The 21323-nt window shown below is 39.2% G+C and carries 28 protein-coding genes; all 28 read left to right on the top strand.

Annotation, left to right across the window (positions count from 1 at the left end; all coding sequences use genetic code 11):
- Nucleotides 1-221 precede the first annotated feature (221 nt).
- The 28 genes from BEN26_RS09200 to nuoK all read left to right on the top strand — a co-directional run bounded on the left by BEN26_RS09200 (nt 222) and on the right by nuoK (nt 21313).
- On the top strand, nt 222-1280 hold the full coding sequence (locus BEN26_RS09200; RefSeq protein WP_069798308.1) for an L-threonylcarbamoyladenylate synthase: 1059 nt from the start codon (nt 222-224) through the stop codon (nt 1278-1280).
- A 55-nt stretch (nt 1281-1335) separates the two neighbouring features.
- On the top strand, nt 1336-1893 hold the full coding sequence (locus tag BEN26_RS09205; RefSeq protein ID WP_069798424.1) for a manganese efflux pump MntP: 558 nt from the start codon (nt 1336-1338) through the stop codon (nt 1891-1893).
- Nucleotides 1894-1895: 2 nt separating this feature from the next.
- A complete protein-coding gene (locus tag BEN26_RS09210; RefSeq protein WP_069798310.1) occupies nt 1896-2636 on the top strand; it encodes a ZIP family metal transporter in 741 nt (246 codons plus the stop codon).
- 20 nt (nt 2637-2656) lie between these two features.
- Nucleotides 2657-3088: a low molecular weight protein arginine phosphatase gene (locus BEN26_RS09215; RefSeq protein WP_068726657.1), complete on the top strand. Its 432-nt coding sequence runs from the start codon at nt 2657-2659 to the stop codon at nt 3086-3088.
- A 112-nt stretch (nt 3089-3200) separates the two neighbouring features.
- Nucleotides 3201-4502, top strand: a complete 1302-nt coding sequence (locus BEN26_RS09220; protein WP_069798312.1) for a methyl-accepting chemotaxis protein — start codon at nt 3201-3203, stop codon at nt 4500-4502.
- Nucleotides 4503-4693: 191 nt separating this feature from the next.
- Entirely contained in the window at nt 4694-5143 is a 450-nt protein-coding gene (gene rpiB / locus BEN26_RS09225) for a ribose 5-phosphate isomerase B (RefSeq protein WP_069798426.1), read from the top strand.
- Nucleotides 5144-5149: 6 nt separating this feature from the next.
- Entirely contained in the window at nt 5150-5713 is a 564-nt protein-coding gene (locus BEN26_RS09230) for a TIGR01440 family protein (protein WP_069798314.1), read from the top strand.
- A 23-nt stretch (nt 5714-5736) separates the two neighbouring features.
- The gene (locus BEN26_RS09235) at nt 5737-6978 is read left to right on the top strand and encodes a serine hydroxymethyltransferase (protein WP_069798316.1); all 1242 of its coding nucleotides are present in this window, start codon (nt 5737-5739) and stop codon (nt 6976-6978) included.
- Between the two features lie 28 nt (nt 6979-7006).
- The gene (gene upp, locus BEN26_RS09240) at nt 7007-7636 is read left to right on the top strand and encodes a uracil phosphoribosyltransferase (RefSeq protein ID WP_069798318.1); all 630 of its coding nucleotides are present in this window, start codon (nt 7007-7009) and stop codon (nt 7634-7636) included.
- A gap of 31 nt (nt 7637-7667) precedes the next feature.
- Complete coding sequence (gene wecB / locus BEN26_RS09245) at nt 7668-8849, top strand: non-hydrolyzing UDP-N-acetylglucosamine 2-epimerase (RefSeq protein WP_069798320.1); 1182 nt, start codon at nt 7668-7670, stop codon at nt 8847-8849.
- Between the two features lie 209 nt (nt 8850-9058).
- Nucleotides 9059-9289 (top strand): AtpZ/AtpI family protein, encoded by a 231-nt coding sequence (locus BEN26_RS09250; RefSeq protein ID WP_069798327.1) that lies wholly within the window; start codon nt 9059-9061, stop codon nt 9287-9289.
- A 2-nt stretch (nt 9290-9291) separates the two neighbouring features.
- Nucleotides 9292-9714 carry an ATP synthase subunit I gene (locus tag BEN26_RS09255; RefSeq protein ID WP_068726641.1) on the top strand — a complete coding sequence of 141 codons (423 nt, stop codon included), beginning with the start codon at nt 9292-9294 and terminating at the stop codon, nt 9712-9714.
- Nucleotides 9715-9718: 4 nt separating this feature from the next.
- A complete protein-coding gene (gene atpB, locus BEN26_RS09260; protein ID WP_069798329.1) occupies nt 9719-10492 on the top strand; it encodes a F0F1 ATP synthase subunit A in 774 nt (257 codons plus the stop codon).
- 105 nt (nt 10493-10597) lie between these two features.
- On the top strand, nt 10598-10813 hold the full coding sequence (atpE, locus tag BEN26_RS09265) for a F0F1 ATP synthase subunit C (protein ID WP_069798331.1): 216 nt from the start codon (nt 10598-10600) through the stop codon (nt 10811-10813).
- Nucleotides 10814-10905: 92 nt separating this feature from the next.
- The gene (gene atpF / locus BEN26_RS09270) at nt 10906-11391 is read left to right on the top strand and encodes a F0F1 ATP synthase subunit B (protein WP_069798333.1); all 486 of its coding nucleotides are present in this window, start codon (nt 10906-10908) and stop codon (nt 11389-11391) included.
- Entirely contained in the window at nt 11388-11933 is a 546-nt protein-coding gene (locus BEN26_RS09275) for a F0F1 ATP synthase subunit delta (RefSeq protein ID WP_069798335.1), read from the top strand. The genes atpF and BEN26_RS09275 overlap by 4 nt, the downstream gene beginning before the upstream one ends.
- A gap of 16 nt (nt 11934-11949) precedes the next feature.
- A complete protein-coding gene (atpA, locus tag BEN26_RS09280) occupies nt 11950-13467 on the top strand; it encodes a F0F1 ATP synthase subunit alpha (RefSeq protein WP_069798337.1) in 1518 nt (505 codons plus the stop codon).
- Between the two features lie 67 nt (nt 13468-13534).
- Nucleotides 13535-14398 (top strand): ATP synthase F1 subunit gamma, encoded by an 864-nt coding sequence (atpG, locus tag BEN26_RS09285; protein WP_068726627.1) that lies wholly within the window; start codon nt 13535-13537, stop codon nt 14396-14398.
- A 27-nt stretch (nt 14399-14425) separates the two neighbouring features.
- Nucleotides 14426-15832: a F0F1 ATP synthase subunit beta gene (gene atpD, locus BEN26_RS09290; protein WP_068726624.1), complete on the top strand. Its 1407-nt coding sequence runs from the start codon at nt 14426-14428 to the stop codon at nt 15830-15832.
- Nucleotides 15833-15863: 31 nt separating this feature from the next.
- Nucleotides 15864-16268, top strand: a complete 405-nt coding sequence (locus tag BEN26_RS09295) for a F0F1 ATP synthase subunit epsilon (RefSeq protein WP_068726622.1) — start codon at nt 15864-15866, stop codon at nt 16266-16268.
- A gap of 300 nt (nt 16269-16568) precedes the next feature.
- A complete protein-coding gene (locus BEN26_RS09300; RefSeq protein WP_068726620.1) occupies nt 16569-16940 on the top strand; it encodes an NADH-quinone oxidoreductase subunit A in 372 nt (123 codons plus the stop codon).
- Nucleotides 16931-17455, top strand: coding sequence for a NuoB/complex I 20 kDa subunit family protein (locus BEN26_RS09305; RefSeq protein WP_069798339.1), 525 nt, complete (start codon nt 16931-16933; stop codon nt 17453-17455). The genes BEN26_RS09300 and BEN26_RS09305 overlap by 10 nt, the downstream gene beginning before the upstream one ends.
- Nucleotides 17448-17948 carry an NADH-quinone oxidoreductase subunit C gene (locus BEN26_RS09310; RefSeq protein WP_069798341.1) on the top strand — a complete coding sequence of 167 codons (501 nt, stop codon included), beginning with the start codon at nt 17448-17450 and terminating at the stop codon, nt 17946-17948. The genes BEN26_RS09305 and BEN26_RS09310 overlap by 8 nt, the downstream gene beginning before the upstream one ends.
- A gap of 5 nt (nt 17949-17953) precedes the next feature.
- Nucleotides 17954-19060, top strand: a complete 1107-nt coding sequence (locus tag BEN26_RS09315; RefSeq protein WP_069798343.1) for an NADH-quinone oxidoreductase subunit D — start codon at nt 17954-17956, stop codon at nt 19058-19060.
- Nucleotides 19060-20058 (top strand): NADH-quinone oxidoreductase subunit NuoH, encoded by a 999-nt coding sequence (gene nuoH / locus BEN26_RS09320; RefSeq protein WP_069798345.1) that lies wholly within the window; start codon nt 19060-19062, stop codon nt 20056-20058. Before BEN26_RS09315 ends, nuoH begins: the two co-directional genes overlap by 1 nt.
- Nucleotides 20059-20075: 17 nt before the next feature.
- Entirely contained in the window at nt 20076-20498 is a 423-nt protein-coding gene (nuoI, locus tag BEN26_RS09325) for an NADH-quinone oxidoreductase subunit NuoI (RefSeq protein WP_068726608.1), read from the top strand.
- Entirely contained in the window at nt 20498-21004 is a 507-nt protein-coding gene (locus BEN26_RS09330) for an NADH-quinone oxidoreductase subunit J (protein WP_068726605.1), read from the top strand. Before nuoI ends, BEN26_RS09330 begins: the two co-directional genes overlap by 1 nt.
- A complete protein-coding gene (gene nuoK / locus BEN26_RS09335; RefSeq protein WP_069798347.1) occupies nt 21005-21313 on the top strand; it encodes an NADH-quinone oxidoreductase subunit NuoK in 309 nt (102 codons plus the stop codon). It begins immediately after the preceding gene.
- Nucleotides 21314-21323 lie beyond the last annotated feature (10 nt).

The following is a 21323-nucleotide window of genomic DNA, read 5'->3' on the forward strand; positions in this document are numbered from 1 at the left end:
CATTGTGATTGTGGTTTTATGGCAGATAGAGATTGGAACGCTTCTATCAATATCAAGCGTGAAGGATTGCGACTGTTAGTATAATCATAAATAGAGCATGGAACAGGCTCGATAGCTAAGTAAATTTCGTACCGTTAGGTGCGATTACCTTAGAAACCCCCACCTCTAAGCAAGCGTAGGTGGCGGGTAGTTCACAACGAAACAGGTTAGGAGCAAATAGGATGCTTGAAACAAAAACGAAGATTTGGAATGTGGATAAATTTGTGGATGAATGTCATCCTGATATCATAGAAGTAGCCAAGCGTTTAAGGGAAGGGGAAGTGATCGCTTTTCCTACAGAAACAGTATATGGCCTTGGCGCAAATGCTTTAGATACAGAAGCAGTAAAAAAAATCTTTGCAGCAAAAGGGCGTCCTAGTGATAATCCACTAATCGTCCATATTGCCAGCTATAAACAGCTAGAGCAGCTTGTTGAAGATGTGGATAAACGTAGCAAAAGACTAATGGATCAGTTTTGGCCAGGACCTTTAACCATTATTTTTAAACGAAAAGATGGAATATCCCCATTAGTTACAGCTGGACTTCCCACTGTGGCGGTTAGAATGCCTAATCATCCTGTAGCCCTTGCAGTTATTAAGGCAGCAGATCTACCGATTGCAGCGCCTAGTGCTAATCGCTCTGGAAAACCTAGTCCGACGACTGCAGATCATGTTTGGCATGATTTACAGGATAGAATCGAAGGAATTGTCGATGGTGGGCCAACAGGTGTAGGCTTAGAATCTACAGTCATTGATCTAACTGAGGAAATTCCAACAGTCTTAAGGCCTGGTGGTATAACCATCGAAGAATTAGAAGCCGTTCTTGGTGTTGTGTCCTTAGACCCTGCACTTATTAAAGAAGAAGAAAAACCAAAATCACCGGGAATGAAATATACCCATTATGCTCCAACAGGAGAGATGTGGATCGTTCGTGGGAAGGAACAAGCGGTTATAGATAAAATCAATCAACTGGCTAATCAAATGACTAATGAAGGGAAAAAAGTAGGCGTATTAACGCTCCGCGAGCATGAAAAGGAGATTTTAAAAGCTGACTTGGTTTTAGGTTATGGTTCCAAAAATAATCTACACCCATTAGCAGTACATCTATATGATGCGTTGCGAACATTTGATCAACAAAAGATCGATTATATATTAGTTGAGGGTGTGGGGGAAGCGGGAATTGGTCTAGCTATTATGAATCGAATAAAAAAAGCAGCAGGTGGAAAAATGATTGACGTATAAAGAGACAACCCCTTGCATAATGTTGGATAGACAAGGTTATGGAGGGGATGTTGCTATGGAATGGATGACAAACCTAGGGCAAATTATGGCACTTCTTATGATAGGCATTGCTCTAGGAATGGATGCCTTTTCTTTAGGAATCGGTATTGGAATGCAAAAATTATCTTGGGCTCAAATCAGCAAGATTAGTATCACCATAGGTATTTTTCATATATTGATGCCACTCATTGGAATGGTGATCGGGCACTTTCTTTCCACCTTTATAGGGGACATTGCTACTTGGGTTGGAGGAATCATTTTAGTGATGCTTGGTGCGAATATGCTTTGGTCGTCATTTTTAAGCAATAAAGCGCATGTTTTAGACCAAACAGTAGGAATCGGGTTATTTTTACTCGCTTTTAGTGTTAGTATTGATGCTTTATCTGTCGGTCTATCCTTAGGGCTTTTTTCTGCAGATTTTTTATTTGTTGTTTTATTGTTTGGTATCATAGGTGGAGCAATGACTGCCTTAGGCTTAACATTAGGGGATAAGATTGGCGATTGGCTCGGGGATTATGGAGAAGCACTTGGTGGTATCATTCTGCTCGTCTTTGGCATTAAATTTTTGGTGTAGCCATGGAACAAATCATTTTGATTAGCCTATTGTCAGGTCTTGCCACCGGAATAGGTGGTTTAATGGTTCTTTGGTTTGGACGTCCTGATTCAAGAGTGTTGGGATTTTATCTAGGTATTTCTGCCGGCATGATGGGAATGGTTGTTTTTGTTGATTTACTTCCAGCCTCATTCACTTATGGGAACATAAAATATACCTGGATTGGTCTTTTGATTGGCATTCTTATTATGTCTTTAGTTGATTGGTTTATTGCCAAATTTCTACCCTTGTCCAATCATCTAAATCAAATAGCAGAAGAACGATATTATCGACAGCTGGCCATTTTTTTCACCCTTGCGATTGCTTTGCATAATTTACCTGAAGGTGTAGCAATTGGGGCGGGATTTGAAACACAAGAAAAGTTAGGCATTCGCGTCGCCCTAGTCATCGCTTTGCACAATATTCCCGAAGGGTTAGGAGTAGCTTCAACCCTGATGTTAAGTAAACTTCGCTCATTGACTATTTTTTTAATTCCACTTTCAACAGGTTTATTTATTCCTTTAGGTACATGGATCAGTATCCTCATCGGCGAGATGGTACCCTATTGGATTTCTATTGGACTTAGTGTGGCTGCTGGTGCAATGGGGTATTTAGTCGTTAAAGATATAGGACCAGAAAGCATGAAGTTACATCGTTTATTGGGGCAATTTGGAATGGGGATCGGGATTCTCATTATGTATATTGTCTATCAATTAAATCATTGAAGAGAAGGATGGTTTTAGTCATGAATGTATTATTTGTATGTACAGGCAACACATGTCGAAGCCCAATGGCAGAGAAAATTTTAAAAAAAATAGCTACAGATGAAGGGTTGGAACTAGCTGTAAAATCAGCTGGAATTTTGGCGATTGAAGATCTCCCTGCATCTGAGCATGCAAGAACCGTCATGCAGGAATATGGTGTAGAAGACGACCACAGTGCAAAAAAAGTAACAAGGAAATTATTAAAATGGGCAGACCTTGTGTTTACCATGACAGAAGGACATAAACAGGTATTAGTAGAGCAATACCCTGAGTTTATCGAAAAAATAAAAATGCTTAAAGAATCCGGAGATATTTCCGATCCATTTGGGAACGATTTGGAAGTTTACCGAGAAACAGCCAAAGAGATTGAAGCAGCCATTCGAACATTTTTGGATAGAAGAAAAATCCTATAATCACAAAAAAAATTAGGGAATATGAAGGAGTAGCCACCTTCTTAGCGAATACTTACTTAGCTAGTGGAATTTGGCAATAAAAAAGACTTTTAATCAAAAGGTTGGTGAGGAAATGGAAAAAGGGGAAAATAAGTTTAAATTTAGTTTAACCAAAAAATTTGTTACAGGCATTTCGATGCTATCTTTCATTACATATGGGACAAGTGCATTTTTCATCATTGTTTTAAAAGACGCGATTCTTAATCGAATGCCTTTTTTAACATTTGAACTTTTTGTTATTCTTACTTTGATTTTAGGTGTAGTATGGACAATCTTTTTTGGCTATGTCGCTTCTAGAATTCTAACGAAACCGTTGATCGAACTGGAACAATCAGCAAGAATTGCAGCAACAGGTGATTTAAGTAGAGATGTGAAGGTCGTTAAATCTGATGATGAATTAAGAGCATTGGGAATTGCCTTTAACCAAATGTTAACAAATCTACGAATGATGGTACGTGATATCAATGGAAATTTTGAACTTACCAATAATAATGTAGATGAATTAATCCTTGCATCTGAACAATCGGCCAACTCAGCAGAAAATATTTCTCGAACGATTGAAGAGATTGCTAAAGGAGCAGAGCGGCAAGCAATTGCAACCAATGCGACAGTAGAATCATTGACTCAAATCAATCGCTTATCAGAAGAAGTCAAGCAAAAAGCCAACCAAACTAAAAACCATTCCCACTACATGGAACAAGTCATCAAAGAAAGCATTGAAGTCGTCCATTCATTAGTAGAAGGACTACATCATATTGCAAACGCCAACCAAGAATCGATTGATTTAGTAAAAAGGCTAGAAAAAAACGCTGGAGAAATTAGTACCATTACCGAAGTGGTAGGAAATATAGCGGAGCAAACCAATCTGTTAGCCTTAAATGCCTCCATAGAAGCGGCAAGAGCCGGTGAACATGGACGGGGATTTGCTGTTGTAGCCAATGAGGTAAGGAAACTAGCAGACCAAAGTACAAAAGCTGTTCAAAATATTAGTTCTATTATTGGACAAATGCAACAAGAAGTACATAACGTGGTAAGGAAAATCTCTGAACAAGTAGAGCTAGCAACCTCAGAATCGAATCGGGGAGAAAAAACAAAACAATCTCTTGCTAGCATTGGTGAATCTGTGAACCAAGTAGTGTTCTCTATTGAAGAGATTACTAAACTGATCGAAAAACAATTCCAACATATTCAGGAAACATTGTCAGAGGCTCAAAATATGGCAGCGGTTGCAGAAGAAACTTCGGCAGGAGCACAGCAAGTGGCAGCGACAACCGAAGAGCAAACGGCGGCAATGGAAGAAATCGCTGCAACAGTTCAACAATTAAGAGATTCCGCATATCATTTAAAAGAATTAATAGAAAAGTTTCGTGTCTAAGAGAGGGGTTTAAACCCACTCTTTTTTAAAATAAGAAAGTATAACTTTCTTCCACTTTTCATTTAAGGGATTGTATATTCCGTTGGAATATACAAACCTTTTTTTAATGGAGAAGATGGAGTCTTCTTCTGCAATATGTTAAAATTGTTTGGGTAATAATATGGAGAATGATGAAGATGGAGGGAAAAGAAATGAAGGTGGCAATCGCATCAGACCATGGTGGGTACGAATTAAAAGAACATATCAAAATGATCATGGATGATATGGGTATTGAGTATGAAGATCTGGGTACAGACAGTGTTGAATCTGTAGATTATCCAGACTATGCATTGCCAGTAGCCCACAAAGTGGCGAAAGGAGAAGTGGATCGGGGTATTTTAATTTGCGGAACAGGGATTGGCATGTCGATCGCCGCAAACAAAGTAGAAGGCATTCGTGCAGCTTTAGTCCATGATTGCTATTCAGCAAGAGTTACAAGGCAACATAATGATTCAAACATATTGTGTTTAGGGGGTCGAACCACTGGTTTCAATGTTGCAGAAGATATTGCACGAATTTGGTTACAAGAACAATTTGAAGGCGGTCGCCACGAGAGAAGAGTGCAGAAGATCATGCAAATTGAGAATCGCTTAAAGGAGTGATTTTGGATGGATACCATTGAGATTCAATCCCAAGTTAGAGCAGTTTTAGAGGATTTGATCCAATCTTTCCCTTTAAACCACAAACAAATTCTAGTGTTAGGTGTCAGTACAAGTGAGGTATTGGGTCAGCATATTGGTTCAGCAGGTAGTGAAGAAGTAGCAAAGGCTATTTATACAGAAGTAGCTAAAGCAAAAGAACAACATGGTTTTCATCTAGCTTTCCAAGGATGCGAACATATCAATCGGGCATTAGTCGTTGAAAAAGAAACAGCTGAACAGTTTGGCTTAGAAGTCGTTACAGTAGTTCCAGTGCGAAAAGCAGGAGGTGCAATGGCAACCTATGCCTTTCAGCAAATGAAGGATCCTGTTGTAGTAGAATTTATAAAAGCAGATGCAGGGATAGATATTGGTGATACTTTGATTGGTATGCATCTAAAACATGTCGCTGTCCCTGTCCGTTCCAAAGTAAAGAAAATTGGTGAAGCACATGTGAATATGGCCAAAACAAGACCAAAACTAATCGGTGGGGCAAGGGCACAATACAATATAGATATGAGATGTGAGAAGTGAGAATTGAAAGAGGGGAGACAGTTATGGAAAGGTTAAAAGTGCAAGATCCACAAATAGCAGAAGCTATACAATTAGAAATCAATCGTCAAAGGTCTAAAATAGAATTGATTGCGTCGGAAAACTTCGTAAGTGAGGCAGTTTTAGAGGCGTTAGGTTCTGTCATGACTAACAAGTATGCTGAAGGATATCCTAACAAACGCTATTATGGCGGTTGTGAATATGTAGATATTGTTGAGGATTTAGCTAGAGAGCGAGCAAAGCAATTGTTTGCAGCAGAACATGCTAACGTCCAACCCCATTCTGGTGCTCAAGCGAATATGGCTGTTTATTTTTCTGTTTTAAATCCTGGAGATACTGTTTTAGGAATGAATTTAAGCCATGGTGGTCATTTAACACATGGTAGTCCTGTTAATTTTTCTGGAATCCTTTATCATTTTGTTTCCTATGGTGTCGATCCTGAAACAGAACAAATCGATTATGAAGAAGTGCGTAAGCTGGCTAAGGAACATCAACCTAAATTGATTGTTGCTGGTGCTAGTGCCTACCCAAGGATCATCGATTTTGCCAAAATGAGGGAGATTGCAGATGAGGTAGGAGCGCTTTTGATGGTAGATATGGCGCATATCGCTGGATTGGTAGCAACGGGTTTGCATCCAAATCCTGTACCATATGCTGATTTTGTAACGACAACGACACATAAAACCTTAAGAGGCCCAAGGGGTGGAATGGTTTTATGTAAAGCAGAATATGCAAAAGTTTTAGATAAAACGGTCTTCCCAGGTATGCAAGGTGGTCCTTTGATGCACGTGATTGCGGCAAAGGCTGTTGCATTAGGTGAAGCTTTACAACCTGAATTTAAAGAGTATGCAACAAAAGTCGTCGAAAACAGCAAACATTTAGCCCAAAGTTTAATTGATCGAGGATTTAAATTAGTATCTGGCGGGACTGACAACCATCTGATCCTTGTCAATCTAACCGAAATGGATATTACTGGAAAAGAAGCAGAACATCTTCTTGATGAGATTGGAATTACATGTAATAAAAATGCCATTCCTTTCGATTCTACCAGTCCATTTATTACCAGTGGAATTCGCATTGGCACAGCTGCTGTCACGACTAGGGGAATGGATAAAGCAGCAATGGAGGAAATCGCTGAGATTATCAGCATGACATTAAAGAATCCAACAGATGAAGCAGTCCATCAACAAGCAAAAGAGAAAGTTGTCGAATTAGTGAAACGATTCCCTCTATACAAAGATCTATAAAAAAGAAGAAAATCAAAGGAGTAGTAACATGTCCAAATTATATGTTTTTGATCATCCCTTAATTCAACATAAATTGACTTACATACGTGATAAAAATACTGGAACAAAGGAATTTAGGGAGTTAGTAGATGAAGTGGCCACACTGATGGCTTACGAAATTACCCGTAATCTACCATTAGAAGAAGTTACGATCGAAACGCCTGTAAGCCTTGCAAAAACAAAGGTAGTTGCAGGGAAAAAAATTGGGCTTGTACCTATCTTGCGTGCTGGATTAGGAATGGTAGATGGCATCTTAAAAATTATCCCTGCTGCAAAAGTAGGTCATGTTGGCCTTTATCGTGATCCAGAAACATTAAAGCCTGTGGAATATTATTTAAAATTACCTTCAGATATTGCTGAACGCGACCTTATTGTGATCGACCCCATGTTGGCAACTGGTGGTTCTGCATCAGCAGCCATTCAATTGCTTAAAGAAAAAGGTGCACAAAATATTAAATTGATGTGTTTAATTGCTGCTCCAGAAGGAATTAATCAGGTTCAACAAGACCATGATGATGTAGATATCTATGTAGCAGCCGTTGATGAGAAATTAAATGACCATGGCTATATCGTTCCAGGATTAGGAGATGCAGGGGATCGACTTTTTGGAACAAAGTAGAAGCTTTGCAAAGTAAAAGGGGATTTCAATCGTGAAAAAAGTAAAAGTAATGACCATATTTGGGACAAGGCCAGAGGCGATTAAAATGGCGCCTTTAGTCAAAACATTGCAACAAAAAAAAGAGCAATTCGAATGTATTGTCACTGTAACAGCCCAACATCGACAAATGTTAGATCAGGTATTAGACGTTTTCCAAATCGCTCCTGATTACGACTTGAACATCATGCAACAAAGGCAAACCTTGACAGGCATTACAGTAAGGGCATTACAAGGTTTGGAAGAAGTGATGATGAAAGAAAAGCCAGATCTCGTTCTAGTACATGGGGATACAAGCACGACCTTTGTTGGCAGTTTAGCTGCTTTCTACCAACAAATACCTGTTGGCCATGTGGAGGCAGGTTTAAGGACAGGGAATAAATACTCTCCATTCCCAGAAGAAATGAATCGACAACTTACAGGGGTGTTGGCAGATCTCCATTTTGCACCAACAGATTGGTCTGCAGAGAATTTGCGAAGAGAAAATAAAATAGAGAATAACATCTATATCACAGGAAATACCGTTATTGATGCCTTTAAAACAACGGTTCAAAAAGAATATCAACATCCTGTTTTAGAGAAAATAGGCAGTAAGAAAATGGTACTCATAACAGCGCATCGTCGAGAAAACCTTGGAGAACCGATGGAACGAATTTTTAGAGCGATTCGTCGCTTGGTTGATACCCATCCAGAGATAGCGGTTGTTTACCCTGTACACCTTAATCCTGTTGTAAAAGAGTTGGCAATCAAGATATTAGGGCATCACGATCGAATTCATTTAATCGATCCACTTGATGTCATCGACTTTCATAATTTTGAGGCGCGAGCACACCTCATCCTTTCAGATTCAGGGGGAGTTCAAGAAGAGGCACCCTCTTTCGGTGTACCCGTATTGGTTTTGCGTGATACCACAGAACGGCCTGAAGGAATTGAAGCAGGAACGTTAAAATTAGTAGGGACAGAAGAAGAGGAGATTTATGCTCAAGCCCATCAGCTATTATCTAACAAAGAGGCATATGAGCAAATGTCAAGGGCAGCAAATCCATATGGTGATGGACAAGCTTCAGAAAGGATAGCTGAAGCGATTCTATACCACTTTGGTCAACAAAAAGACCGTCCCATCCCATTCCAACAAATATACATCGATCCAAGATTTCCCTATCATTGTTATGATTGACAAAGAAAGGGCCATATTGTACGATAACCTTGTTAATATCCATTTAGATCTTTAAATAAAACTTCACAAAATTTAGAGATTATTATTCATTGTAAAAATTTCTTGAACATTTAAAAAAGTCTTTGGTATACTGTTTAAGGCGAATGATTTTAACAATGGATACATACAAAAATCTCTTTTTTTTTGAAAGGTTTGTGAGTGGTAGCACAATGACACAGAACCAAGATCCAAAAAATCAAAATCCTTGGCGGGCATTAGCCGTTGTTAGTGTGATTGGTGTTAACGCTGCCATATTTCTTCTTGTCGGACTATGGATTGGTAAAAAAGTTGACCTATATTTACATACATCTCCGGTTTTTTTAATCATTGGTATGATTGTGGGGATCATATTTGGAATCTGGTCTGTCATTGGTTTAATTAAGCCCTTTTTAGGAGACTAGCAATGGGACATCCTTCTATGAGTGATTTTAAGGCAAGAATCATTAGAATTGTTCGCTATACTCTCATTCTACTAAGTTTATTTATGATTGGTGTGATTACGCCTTATTCAGCTATTTTCTTAGGATTAGCGCTAGGATTAGCAGTAGGCTTATTAAATCTGTTACATACTGCTTGGAAAGTGAATCGAATTGGCGAAATTGCAATTAAAGTAAAAGCACAAACAAGAAAAAGACCAATGTTTGTAGGGATGTTTACAAGATTTGCAACCTCGATTTTAGCGATCATGCTAGTTTTTCAATATCCTGAACAGTTGCATCTAGTTTCCACGGTCATCGGTTTGTTCCTTATACAAATCGTCACAATCGTGGATGGAATAATAAATAGCATAAGAGAGAAAAACAAAATATCCACAGGAAAGGGGTGAGAATATGGGTCATGAACAACCATTGTGGGCGCCTGAGTCGCTACCTTGGTTAACATTTAATCTATCGACATCATTGATGACCATTGTGACCTTTATTATTGTTCTGGTACTTGCCATTGCAGGGACAAGACGTTTAACGTCTGATACGCCTTCAGGACTACAAAATGTTCTTGAATGGATCGTAGACTTTGTACATGGCATCATTGGAAGTACGATGGACCTGAAAAAAGGTGCAGGCTTTATTTATTTAGGGCTTACACTAATCCTATTTATTTTTATAGGAAACTTGCTAGGTTTGCCGCTAAATTTCATTACAATTCATGATCAACCATTTAGTCTCTTTGGTATGGATATCGTAACTGAAGAGATGATCAAAGAATCAGCGCATCACGAGGTTGAACTAGCATGGTGGAAATCCCCTACTGCGGATGCAAGTGTCACCTTAGCGATGTCACTCTCAATCATTATTTTAACTCACATTATCAGTGTAAAATTTGTTGGAATCAAAAATTACATCAAACATTATTTTGAGCCCCATTTTTTATTTTTCCCACTTCATATCATTGAAGAGTTTGCAAAAACACTAACCTTAGGTTTCCGTCTATTTGGAAACATTTTTGCTGGTGAAGTTCTAATTGGGGTTATTCTCATGATGGGTTTTGCTGGAGTTGTTCCTTTGGTGATATGGCAAGGATTTAGTGTCTTTGTTGGTGCGATCCAAGCCTACGTCTTTACGATCTTAAGCATGGTGTATATTTCCCAAAAAATTCACCATTAATTCAACAGATGCTCACAAAGGTTACTATTAACAACGTTTCTTTAATAAAAAAAGTTTTAAAAAATTTATAAAAATAAAAATTAATTTTTAAGGAGGAAATTTTTCATGGAAATATTAGCAGCAGCAATAGCTATTGGTTTGGCGGCTTTAGGAGCAAGTCTTGGAAACGCATGGGTTATTCAACGTACAGTAGAAGGGATTGCTCGTCAGCCTGAATCTAGAGGTTTCTTACAAACCACAATGTTTATCGGTGTAGGTCTAATCGAGGCATTACCTATTATCGTAGCTGTATTTGCATTTATTATTCTATTCACAAGATAATGTGACATTTAGATAAGTTGGTAGGGGGGGATAAGTCCCCGCCTTCCTTTTTCGTATCCCGTTTTTACTTATTTGTGAAGGGAGTGACTTTTGTGGAAATTGCTTTAGGCAGTTTTTTCATCCAGATTATAGCCTTTGCCTTATTATATCTCCTGTTAAAGAGATATGCATTTGGTCCATTGGTTAAAGTGATGGTCCAACGACAAGAACGCATCCAAAATGAAATCAAAATGGCAGAAAAAAATCGCCAAGAAGCTGAACAATTGATTAAAGAGCAAAACGAAGCCATCCAAAAGGCAAGAATTGAAGCTCAAGAAATAATTGAGCGTGCTCGAGTTTCTAGTATAAAACAAGCAGATGAAATTATGGAAACTGCAAAACGCGAAGCAGAGCGGATGAAAGATCAAGCGATTCAAGAGATTCAACTTGAACAAGAAAAGGCCGTAGCAGCTTTACGTGAGCAAGTAGGCTCCTTATCCGTATTGCTAGCATCCAAAATTATTGAAAAAGAACTTGACACAAAAGAACAATCTAAATTGATTGATGAGTTTATGAAACAAGTAGGGGAAAGCCTATGATGAATAGCCTTGTTGCAAAACGTTATGCGAAAGCGTTATTTGAAGTAGCAAATTCAAAGGGGTTATTAGATCAAGTAGAAGAAAATTTAAAACTCATTTCAAAAGTATTCAATGAGACAGAGGGTTTTCTCTCCTTTTTGCGCCATCCTTTAGTTGAAGGAGAAAAGAAAAAACAGATCATCGACAATGCTTTTGGTGAATCGATTGATCTGATTACAAAAAATTTCCTTTTTCAGCTTGTAGACAGTGGACGAGAAGAATATCTTGAAGGCGTCTTACAAGAATATATTAAACTAGCAAATGAGGTACGCGGGATAGCAGACGTCACTGCAATCACCGCCGTACAACTTGCGAGAACTGAAAGAGAAGAAATCGAACACTCACTTCAGAGAAAATTTGGGAAAACTATTCGCTTACATAATATCGTTGATCCAACGATTGTAGGCGGAATGATCATCCGAATAGGAGACCGTCTATATGATGGAAGCCTTAAAAAGAAATTACATGAGATAAAAAGAAGCCTTGTGGCATCGCGAGTTTAAAGATAGGGGTGGAAAAATGAGTATCAGACCTGAAGAAATCAGCTCGCTTATTAGACAGCAGATTGAATCATACCGATCAGAAATTGAAGTTGCAGACGTTGGTACTGTGATTCAGGTAGGGGATGGAATCGCCCGTATTCATGGTCTTGAACAGGTAATGGCCGGTGAACTATTAGAGTTTGCTAATGGTGTCATGGGAATGGCTCTTAACCTTGAAGAACATAACGTGGGTGTCATTATCCTCGGTCCATATACAGAGATCCGCGAAGGAGATCAAGTAAAACGTACAGGACGTATTATGGAAGTGCCTGTTGGAGAGGCATTACTTGGCCGCGTTGTGAATCCACTTGGACAGCCAGTAGATGGACTTGGCCCAATCCAAACAACAGAGTATCGTCCAATTGAATCACCAGCACCTGGTGTTATTCATCGTAAATCTGTTCATGAGCCAATGCAAACAGGAATTAAGGCGATTGATTCCATGGTACCAATTGGTCGTGGACAGCGGGAGTTAATCATCGGAGACCGCCAAACAGGTAAAACAGCCATTGCGATTGATACGATTATCAACCAAAAAGGCCAAAATATGATTTGTATCTATGTTGCAATTGGTCAAAAGCAATCTACTGTGGCAGGCGTAGTGGAAACACTACGTAAACACGGTGCAATGGATTATACGATTGTAGTTACTGCTAATGCCTCTGAACCAGCACCACTCTTGTACTTGGCACCTTATGCAGGAGTCTCAATGGGAGAATACTTTATGTATAAGGGGCAACATGTACTCGTTGTATATGATGACTTATCAAAACAAGCAGCCGCTTATCGTGAGCTATCACTATTATTACGCCGTCCACCAGGTCGTGAAGCTTATCCTGGAGACGTATTCTATCTTCATTCACGCTTACTTGAACGTGCTGCAAAATTAAGTGATGCATTAGGTGGAGGATCATTAACAGCCCTTCCATTTATCGAAACACAAGCAGGAGATGTTTCTGCTTATATTCCAACAAACGTGATTTCGATCACAGATGGCCAAATTTTCCTTGAGTCTGATCTTTTCTATGCAGGTATGCGACCAGCAGTTAGTGTTGGTTTATCTGTATCTCGTGTAGGAGGAAGCGCTCAGATTAAGGCGATGAAAAAGGTAGCAGGTACATTGCGTCTTGACCTTGCACAATACCGCGAATTAGCAGCATTTGCTCAATTTGGGTCAGATTTAGATAAAGCAACACAAGCTCGTTTGACACGAGGCGAGCGTACAATGGAAATCTTGAAGCAAGACCAATATCAACCAATGCCTGTTGAAAAACAAGTTGTTTCTATTTTCTCAGCCATTAAAGGATTTTTAGATGACGTTCTTTTAGAAGATGTAAAACGTTTTGAAAAAGAATTGTTAACCTTTATGGATACTTCGCATCCAGAAATTTTAGCAACGATCCGTGAAACAAAAGACTTAGCAAGTGATACAGAAGAAAAGCTTTCTCGTGCCATTGATGAGTTTAAAAAGACTTTTGTTCCTTCAAAATCATAATTCCAATTTCGACTTCCTGAACAACTTTGCATCGGCAAAATTGTTTGTTAAGGTGGTGAACTAAAAAATGCAAGGAATTCGTGAAATAAAGCGTAGAATCAGAAGTGTCCAAAGTACGAAACAGATTACTAAGGCGATGAAGATGGTCGATGCGGCGAAATTACGCCGTGCGCAAGAAAGGGCAGAAAGTTCACGCCCTTATGCAGAGAAAATGAAAGAAGTAATCGCTGCACTTGCCGCAGGAACAGATCAAGTTGACCACCCTTTACTAGAAGTTCGCGAAGTAAAGAAAACAGGCTATTTAGTCATTACTTCTGATCGTGGATTAGCAGGTGGTTATAATGCAAATATTTTACGTAAAGTAACCATGGCGATCAAAGAAAGACACAAATCCGTAGATGAATATGTTATCTTCGTAATTGGTCGTAAAGGACGAGACTTCTTTAAGAAGCGTAACTATCCAATAATTGGTGAAATCGTAGGACTTTCTGACTCGCCAACTTTTGCTGACATCAAAAACATTGCTAGAACAGCAGTGAATATGTATGCGGAGGGTTTATTTGATGAATTATACCTCGTTTATAACGAGTTTATAAGTGCGATTCAACAGGTTCCTACGGAAAAGAAATTACTTCCTTTGGTGGATTTAGAGGAAACAAAGGAAGGATCAGCGACTCAATATGATTTTGAGCCTTCTGCCAAACAAGTGCTAGGAAGTTTATTGCCACGTTATGCTGAAACACTAATCTATAGTGCCTATTTGAATGCAAAAGCAAGTGAACATGGTGCAAGGATGACAGCAATGGGCAATGCAACAGATAACGCAGAAGAAATGATTCAAACCTTAACACTGAACTATAACCGTGCTAGACAGGCATCGATTACACAAGAGATCTCTGAGATCGTTGGTGGTGCCAACGCTTTATCCTAATTTTTATAATCGTAAGGAGGTACATCGATGAACACAGGGCGCATCGTAGCAGTAATGGGTCCAGTTGTAGACATAGAATTTGAACGTGGCTCATTACCTGAAATTTATAATGCGATTACTATTAAACATAAAGCGCAATCTTCTGGTGAAAAAGACATTGACCTTGTCGTTGAAGCAGCTCTTCACTTAGGAGATAATGTGGTTCGTTGCGTTGCTATGGCATCCACGGATGGACTAGTCCGTGGATTGGAAGCGGTAGATACAGGAAAACCTGTCAATGTTCCTGTTGGACGGGCAACATTAGGGCGTGTATTTAATGTGTTAGGGCAGCCTGTAGATGAAGCTGGCGAAGTCAACGCTGAAGTATATCATCCAATTCATCGCAAGGCACCCGCATTTGAAGAATTATCTACACAAGAAGAAATCCTTGAAACAGGGATTAAAGTGGTTGACCTACTTGCACCTTATGCAAAGGGAGGTAAGATTGGACTCTTTGGTGGTGCAGGAGTAGGAAAAACCGTTTTAATTCAGGAGTTAATTAACAATATCGCTCAAGAACATGGTGGTCTATCCGTCTTCGCAGGGGTTGGTGAACGGACTCGTGAAGGGAACGACTTATACCATGAAATGAAGGACTCTGGCGTTATCAGTAAAACATCGATGGTATTCGGTCAGATGAATGAGCCACCTGGGGCACGTTTGCGTGTAGCATTAACTGGTCTTACCATGGCTGAATATTTCCGTGATTATGAAGGTCAGGACGTTTTATTATTCATTGATAATATCTTCCGCTTTACCCAAGCAGGTTCTGAAGTGTCAGCACTATTGGGGCGTATGCCATCTGCCGTTGGTTATCAACCCACATTAGCAACAGAGATGGGTCAATTACAAGAAAGAATTACGTCCACAAAGAAAGGATCTGTTACATCGATTCAAGCGATTTATGTGCCTGCGGACGATTATACTGACCCAGCGCCAGCGACCACGTTCGCTCACTTAGATGCGACCACCAACTTGGATCGTAAAATTGCTGAGCTTGGAATTTATCCCGCGGTGGATCCATTAGCTTCTACATCACGTATGCTTTCACCTGCAATCGTTGGACAAGAACATTATGAAGTGGCTCGTGGCGTGCAAAAGATCTTAGCACGTTATAAAGAACTTCAAGATATCATTGCGATTTTAGGTATGGATGAATTATCCGATGAAGATAAACTAACCGTAGCTCGTGCTCGTAAAATTCAACGTTTCTTATCACAGCCATTCCACGTAGCTGAACAATTTACAGGAATCTCTGGGAAATATGTACCTGTAAAAGAAACGGTTCGTGGATTCAAGGAAATCTTAGAAGGCAAACACGATGATCTTCCAGAAGCAGCTTTTCTTTATGTGGGAACCATTGAAGAAGCTGTGGAAAAAGCGAAGAAAATGTAACAGGACCCCTGATGAAGGGAAGGATGAATAAATGAGTACGATTCGATTAGAAATCGTGACGCCTGAGCGTAAGGTGTATAGTGATGATGTCAACATGGTGATTGTAAGAGGGGAAATGGGTGAACTAGGAATTCTTCCGAAACATGCTCCTTTTGTAACACCTCTTGTCATTTCTCCTGTTCGCATTAAGAAAGATGGCAAAGAACAGCTCATAGCGATCAGTGGAGGATTTTTGGAAGTAAATGAGAACAAAGTAATTATTCTCGCAGAAACAGCGGAGCTTCCTGAGGAAATTGACGTGAATCGGGCAATCGCTGCAAAGGAAAGAGCGGAGAGTCGTTTAGCCACAACAGGAAAAGAGGACTGGGACTTTAAACGTGCTCAAGCCGCTTTACAGCGTGCGTTAAACCGTATCCGTGTATCAGAAAGAAAATAAACATCAAAAGCAGTTCTCGTTCGAGGACTGCTTTTTCACCGCATATTTTATTTAAAGAAATGCACGGACAACGGAGCGCGTTGGAATATACAATACCGATCATAATTTTTTTTTGTACAACATAAGTATGTAACGTTAAGTTAAGCACATTGTGAGGCAATACACAAATAAATTAGAAAAATTTCTATGAAAAAATAGTGGAATTTAGTATTATAGAAGATGGAAAAGCAATTTGTTCACTAATTTGTCATGGTGGACAAAGGTTAAGATATTAAAATTTTTTGTGGAGGGGAAGTGTAGATGGAGCAGATTTATGGCAACAGTTATCTAATGATGGCTATCTTCCTTCTTTTAGGGATCTTCTTGCCATTTGCTACGATTTGGGTCATTGGTCCGTTTTTAAGACCACATAATCCTACTAAAGGAAAGACATCAACGTATGAAAGTGGTATTATCCCTACAGGAGACGCCATGGTCCAGTTCAATGTCAGATACTATCTTTTTGCATTATTGTTCGTAGTGTTTGATGTTGAAACCGTATTCCTTTATCCTTGGGCCGTCGCATTTGATAAACTAGGTCTATTTTCATTGATTGAAATGACGATCTTTATCTTTATGCTTGTGGTTGGCCTTGCATACGCTTGGAAGAAGAAGGTGTTAACATGGGAATAAATCTTGAAGGTATCACACCAGAAGAACAACAAGAATTAGAGCGTAATGTGTTATTAACCACATTAGAACAAGTAAAAGGATGGGCGCGTAGTAATTCACTATGGCCATTAACATTCGGTCTTGCTTGTTGCGCGATTGAAATGATGGGAACAGGTGGTTCACACTATGATTTTGACCGTTTTGGTGTTATTTTCCGTGCATCACCACGTCAATCAGATGTCATGATGGTAGCTGGAACAGTAACAAAGAAAATGGCTCCACTTGTCCGCCGCTTATATGAACAAATGCCAGAACCAAAGTGGGTCGTAGCAATTGGGGTATGTGCAACAGCAGGTGGTCCATATGTCAACTCATATTCAGTGGTCAAAGGGGTTGACCAAATTGTCCCAGTTGATGTATACATTCCTGGTTGTCCTCCAAGTCCTGCAGCCATTATCTATGGTGTAAACAAATTACAAGAAAAAATTCGTTATGAAGCGAAGACTGGAAAGAAGGTGCCAATCGAAAATGTCTGATGAAGTTAAAGTACCTTCACCTAATCAGCCAAAGCTTGATGCGTATATAAACATCATTACAGAGCAAGTAGGCGAGGAAGCGATAAAAGAATCATTTATCAATGAGCCAAACGCTCATATGCCTGTATTGGTGATCGATAAAGAATACTGGCATGATGTTGCAAAGCTTCTACATAGTCATGACCAGATGAAGTTTGACTATCTTATGAATCTAGCAGGTGTTGACTATGAAAAATATATGGAAGTAGTCTATCACTTTTATTCTTATTCTCGCGATGAATACTTAACAGTAAAAGTACAAACAGAGCGCGATGGTGGGAGTGTGCCGACAGTAATGGATATTTGGGCAACAGCAGATTGGCATGAAAGAGAAGCCTATGACTTGTTAGGAATAGGATTTACCGGACGCCAAATCTCTCGTATCTTACTTCCAGATGATTGGGTAGGACACCCATTAAGGAAAGATTACAAGCCATACGATGAGGAGGTGTAAAAGAAATGGCAGAACTTCGTACTGAAGAAATGCTACTTAACGTTGGACCACAACATCCTAGTACACACGGAGTATTCCGTCTTGTGGTTAAAGTAGATGGTGAAATCATAAAAGAAGCCATTCCGGTTATCGGTTACTTACATCGAGGAACAGAAAAATTAGCAGAAGATCTTAACTATACTCAAATTATTCCCTATACAGACCGCTTAGACTACTTATCCTCCATGACTAATAACTATGCTCTAGTACAGGCCGTTGAAACCCTGATGGGAGTTCAAGTCCCAGAGCGTGCCGAATACTTAAGGGTTATTGCGATGGAATTAAGTCGGATTGCAAGTCACTTGGTATGGTGGGGAACTAACCTTTTAGATTTAGGAGCGATTTCTCCATTCTTATTTGCATTCCGTGATCGCGAAATGATTATTGATATGCTAAATGAACTTTCCGGTGCACGCCTAACCTTCAACTATATGAGAGTTGGCGGGGTAAAATGGGATGCGCCTGAAGGATGGATTGAAAAGGTTGGCAAATTCGTGCCATATATGAGAGAAAAGATCAAAGAATATCACACACTTGTAACAGGGAATGAAATTTTCTTAGCACGTGTTAAAAATATTGCGGTATATGATGGAGAAACTGCGATTAACTATGGTTTATCAGGCCCAGTGTTACGTGGTTCCAATGTAAAATTTGATATTCGTAAAAACCAAACTTACTCAATCTATGATCGATTTGAGTTTGACGTACCTGTAGGTACAACAGGTGATGTTTATGATCGTTATATGGTACGTATGGAAGAAATGATTCAGTCTTTGCGAATTCTTGAACAAGCAGTAGAGCAATTTCCAGAATCCGGCGAAATTATGGGTAAAGTGCCAAAGGTACTCAGAGCACCTGAAGGAGAAGTTTACACAAGAATGGAATCCTCTAAAGGAGAATTAGGTGTATATCTTGTGAGCAAAGGAAAAGACAAACCATACCGTTTAAAACTTAGAAGACCTTCCTTTGTAAATCTACAGCTCTTGCCTAAGTTATTGATTGGCAGGACGATGGCCGATATTCCTGCCGTTCTAGGGGCGATCGATATTGTATTAGGGGAGGTTGACGCTTAATGGAGGCTCTTTTATCTCAACCTTTTTCATGGCTTAATTTATTCCTGATGATTTTACTAGCAGTTGCTGTTCTATTAGTCGTTCTATTATTTGTTATGTATGCGATTTACTTTGAACGTAAAATAATCGGTTGGATGCAACTACGTAAAGGCCCTAACCGTGTAGGACCATATGGATTATTTCAGACGGTGGCGGACGTGTTAAAGCTTATGATTAAAGAGGACGTTGTTCCTGCAAAAGCAGATCGAATCCTTTTCTTGATCGCACCAATTATTGCTTATACACCAGCATTTGCCATTATCGCTGTCATTCCATATACTGAGAAATTATATTTTGCCGATGTAAATGTCGGACTCCTATATTATGGAGCTTTATCTAGCTTAACGATTACGGGTATTTTACTAGGTGGTTGGGCTTCTAACAATAAGTACTCAATCATGGGTGGAATGCGTTCTGTCGCACAAATGATTAGTTATGAAGTTCCATTGATTATGTCCTTTTTAGGCATTGTTTTAATGACAGGTAGTCTAAACTTAATAGATATCGTAAAAGCACAACAAGAAAATGGCGTTTGGTTCATTTTCCCACAATTCTTAGGATTTATTATCTTCTTGATTGCGGGGAATGCTGAATTAAACCGTACACCATTTGACTTACCAGAAGCAGAAAACGAATTAGTTGCTGGATACCATGTTGAATATAGTGGTTTCCGTTTCGCATTCTTTATGTTATCTGAGTATGTTTATATATTTGCTTTATCCAGCTTAATGACCGTTCTATTCTTTGGAGGCTGGGATGCTCCATTTGGTTTAGATTTTATACCTGGAATTGTATGGTTTATTCTTAAGTTCTTAATGCTCGTTTTCTATCTATTCTGGGCTCGATCAACCTTCCCACGTGTCAAGACAGACCAATTGATGGGGTTTGCCTGGAAAGTGTTAATTCCATTAGCACTATTAAACGTGATGGTTACAGCATTGTTTAAAACGATATTTTAAAGCGGGGTGAAATTCACGTGTGGGGTACAGGATTTTTTAAAGGATTAGGATTTACTTTGAAGCAGCTAAAAGAGCCAAAAGTAACATATAAGTATCCAGATGAGCCAGTTATTATGCCCAAGCGCTTTCGTGGCATCCAACATTTTGAACCTGATAAATGTATCGTCTGTAACCAATGTGCAAGAATATGCCCAACCGGTTGTATTACCTTAGTAGGAAAACCAAATCCAGATCCTGAGAAAAAAGGTAAAGTGATTGACACATATGATATTAACTTCGAAATTTGTATCTTATGTGATTTATGTACTGAGGTTTGTCCAACTGAAGCAATTGTCATGTCTAATAACTATGAATTAGCAACGTATAGCCGTGATAACTTGCTTAAAGACCTTAAATGGTTAGACAACAATAATCAAAATGTGAGGGAGGAGAATCATTGATGACCGGTCAATATATTGCTTTCTTCCTGTTCGCACTGATGGCTATCAGCGGGGGAGTCTTTATGTTGAACCTGAATAAGGTTGTTCATATGGTCCTCTCAATCGGTTTATCTTTCATGGGTGTAGCAGGGTTATTCATCTTGTTAAAAGCGGAATATCTTGCTTTTGTACAGGTGCTTATTTATGCAGGCGCAATTACAATCATGATGGTAATGGGTACGATGATGACCCAACATAAAGATGAAGGGGTTAAAATCAAGAGAAAATGGCATACTGCCCTTTCTATTTTAAGTACGATCATGGTTGGCGGGTTCTTCCTATATGGAATCTTTATCACGAATAAGTATTGGCCAACTGAAACCTCAGATCTTGGAGCAAACAATGTGATGGCTATTGGTGAAACAGTTTTCACTAAATATGTCATTCCATTCGAGCTTGCTTCCGTTCTTCTACTTGTTGCACTGGTAGGGGCAATCGTGTTGGCAAAAAAGGAGAGTGAAGAATAGATGGTACCATTGGGGGCTTATCTAGCAGTTGGAGCGATATTATTCTCTCTCGGTATATATGGATTATTATCAAAGAAGAATGCGATTATTGTTCTATTATCAGTTGAATTGATGCTTAATGCAGTCAATGTAAATTTAATCGCATTCTCTAGGTTTGGTTTATATGCGAATATTACAGGTCAAATTTTTACCGTATTTACAATCACAGTTGCTGCTGCAGAAGCAGCGGTTGGACTTGCGATTTTGATGGCAGTCTTCCGTAATAAGGCGACCATCAATGTAAACGAAATGAATATTATGAAGCGATAAAATATGAAGG

The organism is Tepidibacillus sp. HK-1 (genome assembly GCF_001748485.2).
Classification (GTDB): Bacteria; Bacillota; Bacilli; order Tepidibacillales; family Tepidibacillaceae; genus Tepidibacillus_B; species Tepidibacillus_B infernus.

Coding starts and splice junctions, on each gene's coding strand:
- BEN26_RS09200 (WP_069798308.1), top strand. CDS start 222: ATGCTTGAAACAAAAACGAAGATTTGGAATGTGGATAAATTTGTGGAT.
- BEN26_RS09205 (WP_069798424.1), top strand. CDS start 1,336: ATGGAATGGATGACAAACCTAGGGCAAATTATGGCACTTCTTATGATA.
- BEN26_RS09210 (WP_069798310.1), top strand. CDS start 1,896: ATGGAACAAATCATTTTGATTAGCCTATTGTCAGGTCTTGCCACCGGA.
- BEN26_RS09215 (WP_068726657.1), top strand. CDS start 2,657: ATGAATGTATTATTTGTATGTACAGGCAACACATGTCGAAGCCCAATG.
- BEN26_RS09220 (WP_069798312.1), top strand. CDS start 3,201: ATGGAAAAAGGGGAAAATAAGTTTAAATTTAGTTTAACCAAAAAATTT.
- rpiB (WP_069798426.1), top strand. CDS start 4,694: ATGAAGGTGGCAATCGCATCAGACCATGGTGGGTACGAATTAAAAGAA.
- BEN26_RS09230 (WP_069798314.1), top strand. CDS start 5,150: ATGGATACCATTGAGATTCAATCCCAAGTTAGAGCAGTTTTAGAGGAT.
- BEN26_RS09235 (WP_069798316.1), top strand. CDS start 5,737: ATGGAAAGGTTAAAAGTGCAAGATCCACAAATAGCAGAAGCTATACAA.
- upp (WP_069798318.1), top strand. CDS start 7,007: ATGTCCAAATTATATGTTTTTGATCATCCCTTAATTCAACATAAATTG.
- BEN26_RS09250 (WP_069798327.1), top strand. CDS start 9,059: ATGACACAGAACCAAGATCCAAAAAATCAAAATCCTTGGCGGGCATTA.
- BEN26_RS09255 (WP_068726641.1), top strand. CDS start 9,292: ATGGGACATCCTTCTATGAGTGATTTTAAGGCAAGAATCATTAGAATT.
- atpB (WP_069798329.1), top strand. CDS start 9,719: ATGGGTCATGAACAACCATTGTGGGCGCCTGAGTCGCTACCTTGGTTA.
- atpE (WP_069798331.1), top strand. CDS start 10,598: ATGGAAATATTAGCAGCAGCAATAGCTATTGGTTTGGCGGCTTTAGGA.
- BEN26_RS09275 (WP_069798335.1), top strand. CDS start 11,388: ATGATGAATAGCCTTGTTGCAAAACGTTATGCGAAAGCGTTATTTGAA.
- atpA (WP_069798337.1), top strand. CDS start 11,950: ATGAGTATCAGACCTGAAGAAATCAGCTCGCTTATTAGACAGCAGATT.
- atpG (WP_068726627.1), top strand. CDS start 13,535: ATGCAAGGAATTCGTGAAATAAAGCGTAGAATCAGAAGTGTCCAAAGT.
- atpD (WP_068726624.1), top strand. CDS start 14,426: ATGAACACAGGGCGCATCGTAGCAGTAATGGGTCCAGTTGTAGACATA.
- BEN26_RS09295 (WP_068726622.1), top strand. CDS start 15,864: ATGAGTACGATTCGATTAGAAATCGTGACGCCTGAGCGTAAGGTGTAT.
- BEN26_RS09300 (WP_068726620.1), top strand. CDS start 16,569: ATGGAGCAGATTTATGGCAACAGTTATCTAATGATGGCTATCTTCCTT.
- BEN26_RS09305 (WP_069798339.1), top strand. CDS start 16,931: ATGGGAATAAATCTTGAAGGTATCACACCAGAAGAACAACAAGAATTA.
- BEN26_RS09310 (WP_069798341.1), top strand. CDS start 17,448: ATGTCTGATGAAGTTAAAGTACCTTCACCTAATCAGCCAAAGCTTGAT.
- BEN26_RS09315 (WP_069798343.1), top strand. CDS start 17,954: ATGGCAGAACTTCGTACTGAAGAAATGCTACTTAACGTTGGACCACAA.
- nuoH (WP_069798345.1), top strand. CDS start 19,060: ATGGAGGCTCTTTTATCTCAACCTTTTTCATGGCTTAATTTATTCCTG.
- BEN26_RS09330 (WP_068726605.1), top strand. CDS start 20,498: ATGACCGGTCAATATATTGCTTTCTTCCTGTTCGCACTGATGGCTATC.
- nuoK (WP_069798347.1), top strand. CDS start 21,005: ATGGTACCATTGGGGGCTTATCTAGCAGTTGGAGCGATATTATTCTCT.